Source organism: Legionella santicrucis, assembly GCF_001468135.1.
Classification (GTDB): domain Bacteria; phylum Pseudomonadota; class Gammaproteobacteria; order Legionellales; family Legionellaceae; genus Legionella; species Legionella santicrucis.
This window is the reverse complement of sequence record NZ_LNYU01000009.1, coordinates 52,785-58,784: the sequence shown is the minus strand read 5'-3', so window position 1 is coordinate 58,784 and position 6,000 is coordinate 52,785. Positions and strand designations below refer to the sequence as shown.

The window sequence follows — 6,000 nt, the reverse complement described above, 5'->3', positions numbered from 1 at the left end:
ACTATCATTAAACCGATGATAACTCCATACCGCTATGCTGATTAGCTCCAATGGGTAACGGTATCTTTTCAGCTTCCTTTCCAACATCGTATTTTCCAATAAATAAAGTTCAGTGTAGAACAAAAGTTTAGTTGACGGTGCCCATTGGAGCCCTAATTTTTACTTTCTAAAAAGAAAAACAAGTTGGCAAAAAATGGGGACGTTTTCTATATTGTATTATTGAAATCAGAATTACTATTATCTTCAGAAATATCATCAGAATCAGATTCAAAATCTGACTCTTTAATATTTTCACCATTTTTGACGCGTTTTAAAAAACGCTTCTGAATATTAGTAGATAATAAAGGAAAATCACTGGATGAGCTCTTTAAAAAAGAGGTTACATTTTCAGGGGAGGTAAAATTAAAAATAGATTCCTCTTTAAAACTATCAAAAGTAATTTCCCATAAGCTTTGTTTATTATTATTCTTAGTATTCCCCATCATTTCAATAATAACATGAGGAAGAAAATTTAAATTTTTCACTAAGTCTTCATTATTAGCAATCAGATACCATTGAATGAAATGACTCCATTCCCCATGAAAAGGATCGATGCCCACATCTTTGAACATATTTTTATTTTTTAATAAATAAAAAAAATCTTTTTTACTTAATTCTGATGAAAGAATTATTATTTGATGAGAAAAATCAGAATTAATTAACCATTGTTTTAAACTTTCAGAAAGCGATTTGTAGCATTTGTAATTATCGATATCTAAATCTGAAACAAATGATTCTAGAGAAATATTTTTTTGAAGTAATTTTTCGCCTATTTCTGCTTCTAATTTTGATAGTCCTTTCTTAACAAGAGGTAACTGATGGAAAAAATAATTAATCTTACATAGATCAGCTGCTAAAAGTAATGGCGCTTTTGAAAGCGTTTCATTATAATCTTCGAAGTATTTTTTTTCAAAAATTTTAAAATCTTTTGTATCAAACATGCCTTGAGAAATTTTCTTACGGCTAGGGAACTCCTCAGAATATTCACGTTTCCTTTTCACGGTTTTATTTTCCAATATTGCACTATATGGCCTAATGATAGCTTCTGTTACATATTTTGTTTCCTTTGGTAATGAGCTACCATTTACGGAAGAAAAAAAGATAGAATATGAACGCATCTGAGCCTCGATTTAATAATTAAGCAATTGACTAATTATAAATTAAATTGATTAACATTTAATTAAGTCCAGGTCCTCCGTCAATTTAACTTTTTATAACGTAAGAAAAGAGAGCTTGCCGAATTTAGTGAACGGCAAGATAAAAAAGTTTGGCATAAACGCTGTAGAGCGCGTGAGCGTACAGCGTTAACTAGCACTCATCCCGAAGATCTGGAAAACTATCTAACTTTTTTAGAAAAACAAGTTAGTAATGTTTGGAGTATGGGGAAAGAGGGGAAGCAATATTGGGCTATAGATAGTCAGAAAAGAGTTGCTAAAGCTATAGCCAATAAGAAAGGAATGAACCCCAAGGAATGCCATTCAATAAAAAATCGACTACTGCATAAGGCCGATGGTCGCGCTATCTCGTGATTGATTTAAGCCATCCCTGGCTAAAATCGACTCGCCAACGCGCGAAGCTAAAAGGCCGCGACTGTCCTGCGTCCGTTAACGTTTGCTCTGAACGAGCAAATCGTTTGCCTACCACAATGACTCTACGCCCTGAAACTGATTTTGTTAACTTACCTTCGGTATGTCAATAAAATCGCGGGATATCGCGGACTACACGCCTCGGCTTTCAGCCTTCCATGACGTGCAGCGTAAGGGTAGGGAGCAGAGACCATTAGGGAGAGTTTGAGACATGATGTTTTTCTTTAGCCACCGAGCATTAATTTGAGCATCTGATGATTCAATTTTACCTTGGGTGTTAACGAGCTTTTCTTGATATTCAACAAAAGCAGCTTTCATGGTTTCATTATGTATATGAGCATAACGAGCGGTCATTTCTGGTGACTCATGATCTAAGTAATGTTGCACCATCGTCTGGGGAACCCCAGAATTTGAATCATGAGGTTCGGCTGGGATCCTGACGAAAAGGACTGCTTACAGTTTATTTTTAATTCAGTTTGGAATATTACGAGCAATAAAAATACCTATCAGATGAGTGTCAGGAAAAACCTGATTTAATAGCATTTTTCCAGCTAGAAAGCTTGCTCCAGTTGTAATCACATCATCAAAAATGGCAATAGCTTTTGGGGAAGGCTCAAGCAAATTTCTATTGAGTTGGAAATTACTTAGATGATCTTGAACAGTAGGTCTGTAAATTATATCTGGATTATGTGCAGCTATACGGCCTGTTTTGATGCTAAATAAATCTCTTACGTCTAAATAGGGTTCTTTTTCCTTAAGGCATAATAAAGTACGCATCAGTCTATCATCAAACTCGGGATCATCTTTTAATTTTGAAGAAGGAAGAGGAACCCACGTATATTGCTTAAGTTTGTTCCAAACATCTAAGCAATGAATGGTCTTTGCAACTTCTTTAATGGCATCCTCTTTAAAGTGCCAATCAGACTTTCCTTTGCGATTCATATACTTTTTGAAATTGTATATCAATTGGTTCATTGGGCTATGGCCGTAGCCTTGCCTGGCATAGTAGTCTCCAAAATAATAACATAGATCATTAGATTGAAGATAAAAGTGGTTACTACGAATGACTTCATCTATTTTTAATAATTTTGGTTCTAGCACTACTGTAGTTCCTGCAAAATATCATCAAGACTATGGATGCGAAATGCACCGGCCTCTAGGAGGCGATTAGGCCATGTTAATTTGGGATTTTCGAAATTGTTATTTAAAATAAAAACTTTTCGATTTTGCTTTAATGCTGCTCTAGCCTGAATGAGAGATCCAGAGGTTTCACCTGCTTCCACTATAATTGTTGCCTCTGATAAGGCTGACATGGTTTTGTTGCGTTCTGGGAAAAATATACGATTAAATTTAATATCTTTATTTTCATAAGAAACAATTGGAACTTGGCTGATAAGAAGGAACTCTTTTGCAATTCTTTCTTGGAGTGCTGTATTTTCTTTTGGATAATGTACACATAGGGGTGTTCCAATCACCGCAACTGTTTGACCACCGTATTCAATTGCCGTTTGGTGTGCTGTGGTATCAATTCCCTTAGCAAGTCCCGAAAAAATGGTAAATCCCTGATCAATTAAACCTTTTACTAGTTTCTGAGTTCTTTTAATACCGTTTAATGAAGGATTTCTTGTGCCCACTACCGAAACGCCTCGTGTAAAAACCAAATCCCAGTTACCAATATAGTAAAGAAGGGCTAAAGGATAATCGGCATCGTGCAGTTTAGTAGGAAAGTCAAATGTTCCATCAATTTTAATACCAAAATTATTAATTCCACATTCTTTAAGTCTGCCTATCGCTTTCTTATAAAAAGATAGGGCTGTCTCTGTATCAACTAATGCACTTGGTAATTTAGCAGATAAGGCATCTAATCTTTCTCGCAATTGTTTGAAAGATGAAATATTGGTTTCTCGATTGGACCATAATGCCTCAAAAGCTCCAATTTCAATAGAGGGGCTAATGGAATCTTCATCAATGGATAAATTTAATTGAGCATTCATAATTATTTAAGTTTATATTAATTTATAAAATAGTATCTCTTTGAATAAATTATATATGAAAATATTTTTTGCATAAAATTAAATCATTAGTTTTGATTAATTAAAACTCATTTATTTTCAGAGTACATTTCGATTATCAACTAAATTTGGCTATATAGATATAAATAGTTTAAAAAACGCAGGATAAAGCCGAGCCAATTATATATCAAAATTAAAATAACTACAGAAATGAGTATATTAAGTCTGATTAATTTTAAAAATAAACATAGGAAGAGGGGAGCGGGTTCAAATCGCACACAAAATAACCCTTTTAGGTCTGATTACTCGATAATCAGACCAAATGATATAACTGTTCAGAGCGTTCACAGCGATAAAGAAAGTCCAATTTTTATGGAATCTGAGATGTTCGTAAACCGCTACTTCAGGGCTACATAAGTGCTTAAAAATCAAGTATTTGTTGGCGTTGTAGACTTGAGTACTTCTTCCAAAAACTTTTTCTTCTCTTCTGAAGTTTTAAATAATCTAATGGACATGCCAGTAAATGAAGCTGAAGTTTGTACCGAAGATGACGGATTATTTTCTAAAAAATTAGTAGCCCGTCTATTAACTTCCTCAGATTTTTATCAAATTCTTTTGAGTTTTTTTTAATATTTTCAACTTTAGTAGCAGTTGGAGCTGTAAAATAAAATTTTTTCATACTTTATACCTTTAATTTAGAGAACCAATTTAATCGGAAGCTAATGCTTAACAACATACACAGAATTGCTGACATAACTTTGAGCAAGTAGTGGCTTCTTATCAACCAAAGTGTTCTTATTATGAAAGTTAATCAGCTTTTAACTCTATTTCATAGCATAATCTATTAGCTTCAGCGGCGTTGATTTGCTTTATTCTTGTTTTAAACTCTGACTCCTTTAGTCTTGCACATCGATCTAACTTAAACCGGCTCACCGAGGTAACGGGTTGAGGTGTATTGTCCGTTGTCCAGGTAACACTTAAAAGATATGTATCTTCAATTTTTGTATAGATAATTTGTGCATTTAGTTCGTCACCAAATACCTTTTTATAAGATAGCCATTCCTGAGATCCTTTATCAATAGACCAGCACATGGATTTTATAGAATAATCTTTGTAACGCTCCTTCCCTTTAACTAAATCATTTAGAAAATTTTTAATCCCTTGATTGCCAAAGTAAATATGTCCTTCATCGCCATAATGTTTAAAAAACAGTTCAGATAGACGTTCGGTTGGACTTTTTTCGGTAACAAAAAAATAAGGCCACAAAATAGGTTTAATTATCAAATAAAGAGACATATCGCTTCTTTGGAACAATCGATTAAGATTTGAATTTGTTTTTAAGCGATTAATATTAAGGAGGTACCTAATAGAATTAATTACGGTAACCAACCCACCACTCAAATAAACAACCACCAACCAGTTATCTAATCCTATACTCATTGATTAATACCGTTATATCAAAAATTATTAAGCATAGTCGCGGATACAAATTAGCAAAGCGACCTACTTAAAATATAAATGTTTGTAGTGTAACTATGGAGCTTGTGACTCTTCTTTTCTCATACCAAATACTTCTGCAATAGCCTTTTCAATATAATTGGGCATGTACCCTCTTCCTGTCATGAATCGGAGAAGTTTTCGATAATCTATAGCATTGTTAGATGGATCCAATTGCCCCATTTTACTGCGCATAGTTTTAATGGTTCTTTCATACTCCAGGTTTTGATGAAAAGGATCTTGTTCTATGCGAATAAAATCTTCCATATCGTCTGGGGATGGCTCATAGAATAGGACCCTTGAAGGAAGCTTGACTATTTCACCGCCGAGTAATTTTAACTTGCTACCATTATGATTGTATTTTATAAAGTACCCTTTTAAAATATAAACATGACAGTCGACCACTACTCTATGATAAGAAGGAAGATCCCATTCTTCTTGTATATGCTTTCTAATTTCAGCAATCGATGAGATGTTGTTCTTGTGAGTAAAATTAAAAGATTGTGGTTCTATAGAAATGCTTTGTTTATCCGATTGGCGAATCCCTTTAATGAACTCCCCTAACTCAGTGACTAAAAGTACATCTTCCATTAAAAGTTGAGTATCAAAATAGATCAAACTGGCTCCAATAGAAATTTGCGAGGTCAAAACTTCAAGTTTGCGTTTGGTATAAATGTTATTTTCGATATGACTTTTTAAAATGAAGAGCTCATAATCACTAGCATTGTCTATACGAGCAACTTCTTCTTGCAAAATAAAAGGAATTTTTATTGAATAAGACATAATACTCATAAATTTGTTAACGTTAATTAAGCTTAAATTGTTTCTTAGCTTTTACATGTAACCAAAGAATAAATCACTATTGA

Annotated in this window: 7 protein-coding genes; 1 reads left to right on the top strand and 6 read right to left on the bottom strand. The window is 33.6% G+C overall.

Annotation, left to right across the window (positions count from 1 at the left end):
• Positions 1-206: 206 nt before the first annotated feature.
• The 4 genes from Lsan_RS02190 to Lsan_RS02170 all read right to left on the bottom strand — a co-directional run bounded on the left by Lsan_RS02190 (position 207) and on the right by Lsan_RS02170 (position 3,619).
• A complete protein-coding gene (locus Lsan_RS02190; protein ID WP_058512909.1) occupies positions 207-1,157 on the bottom strand; it encodes a LirA/MavJ family T4SS effector in 951 nt (316 codons plus the stop codon).
• Positions 1,158-1,757: 600 nt separating this feature from the next.
• Positions 1,758-2,015: a hypothetical protein gene (locus Lsan_RS02180; RefSeq protein WP_058512908.1), complete on the bottom strand. Its 258-nt coding sequence runs from the start codon at positions 2,013-2,015 to the stop codon at positions 1,758-1,760.
• Positions 2,016-2,096: 81 nt separating this feature from the next.
• Complete coding sequence (locus Lsan_RS02175; RefSeq protein ID WP_058512907.1) at positions 2,097-2,726, bottom strand: hypothetical protein; 630 nt, start codon at positions 2,724-2,726, stop codon at positions 2,097-2,099.
• A complete protein-coding gene (locus Lsan_RS02170; RefSeq protein ID WP_058512906.1) occupies positions 2,726-3,619 on the bottom strand; it encodes a DNA-processing protein DprA in 894 nt (297 codons plus the stop codon). The genes Lsan_RS02175 and Lsan_RS02170 overlap by 1 nt, the downstream gene beginning before the upstream one ends.
• 435 nt (positions 3,620-4,054) lie before the next feature.
• On the opposite strand from Lsan_RS02170, the gene Lsan_RS21915 reads away from it, so the two are divergent.
• Positions 4,055-4,267: a hypothetical protein gene (locus tag Lsan_RS21915; protein ID WP_133134301.1), complete on the top strand. Its 213-nt coding sequence runs from the start codon at positions 4,055-4,057 to the stop codon at positions 4,265-4,267.
• A 177-nt stretch (positions 4,268-4,444) separates the two neighbouring features.
• Here Lsan_RS21915 and Lsan_RS02165 read toward each other — a convergent pair whose 3' ends face one another.
• A complete protein-coding gene (locus Lsan_RS02165) occupies positions 4,445-5,077 on the bottom strand; it encodes a hypothetical protein (RefSeq protein WP_058512905.1) in 633 nt (210 codons plus the stop codon).
• Between the two features lie 93 nt (positions 5,078-5,170).
• On the bottom strand, positions 5,171-5,917 hold the full coding sequence (locus Lsan_RS02160) for a hypothetical protein (protein ID WP_162265582.1): 747 nt from the start codon (positions 5,915-5,917) through the stop codon (positions 5,171-5,173).
• Between the last annotated feature and the right edge of the window lie 83 nt (positions 5,918-6,000).

Bases quoted from the DNA above. Each gene is read 5' to 3' on its own strand.
- Lsan_RS02170 (WP_058512906.1), bottom strand. From the start codon at position 3,619: ATGAATGCTCAATTAAATTTATCCATTGATGAAGATTCCATTAGCCCC.
- Lsan_RS02160 (WP_162265582.1), bottom strand. From the start codon at position 5,917: ATGTCTTATTCAATAAAAATTCCTTTTATTTTGCAAGAAGAAGTTGCT.
- Lsan_RS02165 (WP_058512905.1), bottom strand. From the start codon at position 5,077: ATGAGTATAGGATTAGATAACTGGTTGGTGGTTGTTTATTTGAGTGGT.
- Lsan_RS02180 (WP_058512908.1), bottom strand. From the start codon at position 2,015: ATGGTGCAACATTACTTAGATCATGAGTCACCAGAAATGACCGCTCGT.
- Lsan_RS02190 (WP_058512909.1), bottom strand. From the start codon at position 1,157: ATGCGTTCATATTCTATCTTTTTTTCTTCCGTAAATGGTAGCTCATTA.